General features: G+C 68.8%; 2 protein-coding genes and 1 pseudogene. 2 read left to right on the top strand and 1 reads right to left on the bottom strand.

Translation table 11 applies throughout. The features are described 5' to 3' along the window. Positions 1–363: pseudogene (locus DBR34_RS24355) on the top strand (oxidoreductase); the annotation flags it as partial. Between the two features lie 89 nt (positions 364–452). Next, positions 453–836, top strand: a complete 384-nt coding sequence (pilH, locus tag DBR34_RS20370; RefSeq protein WP_128098127.1) for a twitching motility response regulator PilH — start codon at positions 453–455, stop codon at positions 834–836. A gap of 111 nt (positions 837–947) precedes the next feature. On the opposite strand, the gene DBR34_RS20365 is transcribed toward pilH, so the two are convergent. After that, on the bottom strand, positions 948–1,844 hold the full coding sequence (locus tag DBR34_RS20365; RefSeq protein WP_038686926.1) for a DnaJ C-terminal domain-containing protein: 897 nt from the start codon (positions 1,842–1,844) through the stop codon (positions 948–950). Positions 1,845–1,887: the final 43 nt, after the last annotated feature.

The raw sequence follows: 1,887 nt of genomic DNA, 5'->3' as shown, positions 1-1,887 counted from the left end.
CCGATGGAATCGGCGCGCTTCGGCGGCGGCCTGGACAATGCCGGTGGCCCCATGCTGGCCAGCCTGCTGGCGCAGACGGTGCCTTACGGCAGCGTGGTCAGCGCGGGCCTGGCGGCCAGCCCGGCGCTGGACATGACGGTGATGCCCTTCATCATCCGCGGTGTGTCACTACTGGGGGTGTCGTCGGCGGCTGCGCCACGCGCACTGCGCGAGCAGGTCTGGGAAAAGCTCGCCGGCGACTGGAAGCCGCGTCACCTGGCGACCATCTGCACGCGCGAAGTGGGCCTGGATGGATTGGCCGACGTGTTCGAGGCGATGCTTGCAGGCGGCGCAGTAGGCCGCACGGTGGTGCGGATCGACTGAGCGTTGCAGGGGGGCGACGGACGGCATGCCGGACGCTTCCCGGCCATGCGCGCGCCGCACTACACTGCGGGCATAACCTGGGGAACAACATGGCACGCATTCTGATCGTCGACGATTCACCGTCGCAGCTGCTGGGGATACAGCGCATCGTCGAAAAGCTCGGGCACGAGATCCTGACCGCCACCGATGGCGCCGCCGGGGTGGAAGCCGCCCGCGCGCAGCTGCCCGATCTGGTGCTGATGGACGTGGTGATGCCCAACCTCAACGGTTTCCAGGCCACCCGCACGCTGGCCCGCGATGCGACTACCAAGCATATTCCGGTGATCCTGGTGACCACCAAGGACCAGGACACCGACCGCATGTGGGGCATGCGCCAGGGCGCCAAGGCCTACATCACCAAGCCGTTCTCCGAGGACGAGCTGTCCGAAGTGCTGGAGCGGGTTTTCAGCAACCAGGAACCGCCGACGGCGTGAGCCCGGCGGTGGGGTGAGCCGACCAATGGTCGGCGCCTGCCGTGCAGGTACCGACCGTGGGTCGGTACGCAACACCGGCCGGTACGCCGATGCACCGGCGCACCCCAGGCCTTATACCTTCTCGCCGAACGCCTTCGCCAGCGCCTTGTAGGCCTTCTTCTGCGCCTCTTCGGTCGGGGCCGGCGCCACGATCTCCAGCTCCACGATCTGGTCGCCGTCCGGGTTGCCCGGCAGGCCGCGACCGCGCAGGCGCAGCTTGCGCCCGGCATCGGATTCGGCCGGCACCTTCAGTTCCACCGACCCGCCCAGCGTGGGCACGCTGATGCTGGTGCCCAGCGCGGCCTGCCACGGCGTCACCTGCAGGGTGTACAGGATGTTGCGGCCGTCGACCTCGAACTGCGGGTGCTCGGCATATTCCACTTCCAGCAGCAGGTTGCCGCCGCCGGTGCCCTGCCCGGTCAGCCGGATCACCTGGCCCGGGCGGATGCCCTTGGGCACGCGCACGTCCAGCTGCTTGCCGTTGACGTTGATGCGCAGGCTGTCGCCGGTGTGGGCTGCTTCCAGCGGCACCGACAGCTTGGCGCGGGTGTCGCGGGTGGGCTGCGGGCCCTGGCTGGCGCCACCGAAGCCACTGGCGCGGCCACCGCCACCGCCGCGCTGGCGCGCGAACAGGCTTTCGAAGAAGTCGCTGAAGCCACCACCGCCGGCGCCGCCGCCAAACACTTCCTCGTAATCGAAGCCCTGCCCGCCGCCGTAGTTCGGCGGTGCATGGAACTCCTCGCCCGGCCGGTAGCCCTGGGCCTTGAGCTGGTCGTACGCGGCGCGCTTCTGCGGGTCGCGCAGGGCCTCGTAGGCCTCGTTCACGGCCTTGAACTTGTCTTCGGCCCCGGCCTCTTTGCTCACGTCGGGGTGGTACTTGCGTGCCAACCGGCGGTAGGCCGTCTTGATCTCGGCATCGCCCGCGGTCGGTTCCACCCCGAGCGTGGCGTAGTAATCCTTGAATTCCATCGATACACCTCGAATAAGTTCGGTCGCCCGCGCCGGCGGGCAC

It is taken from the genome of Stenotrophomonas sp. HMWF003 (assembly GCF_003061285.1).
Lineage (GTDB): Bacteria > Pseudomonadota > Gammaproteobacteria > Xanthomonadales > Xanthomonadaceae > Stenotrophomonas > Stenotrophomonas maltophilia_AP.
The sequence above is the reverse complement of the archived record's forward strand: the minus strand, read 5'-3'. Positions and strand labels throughout refer to the sequence as shown.

Excerpts from the sequence above, each read along its gene's own strand:
- pilH (WP_128098127.1), top strand. The coding sequence starts at position 453 with ATGGCACGCATTCTGATCGTCGACGATTCACCGTCGCAGCTGCTGGGG.
- DBR34_RS20365 (WP_038686926.1), bottom strand. The coding sequence starts at position 1,844 with ATGGAATTCAAGGATTACTACGCCACGCTCGGGGTGGAACCGACCGCG.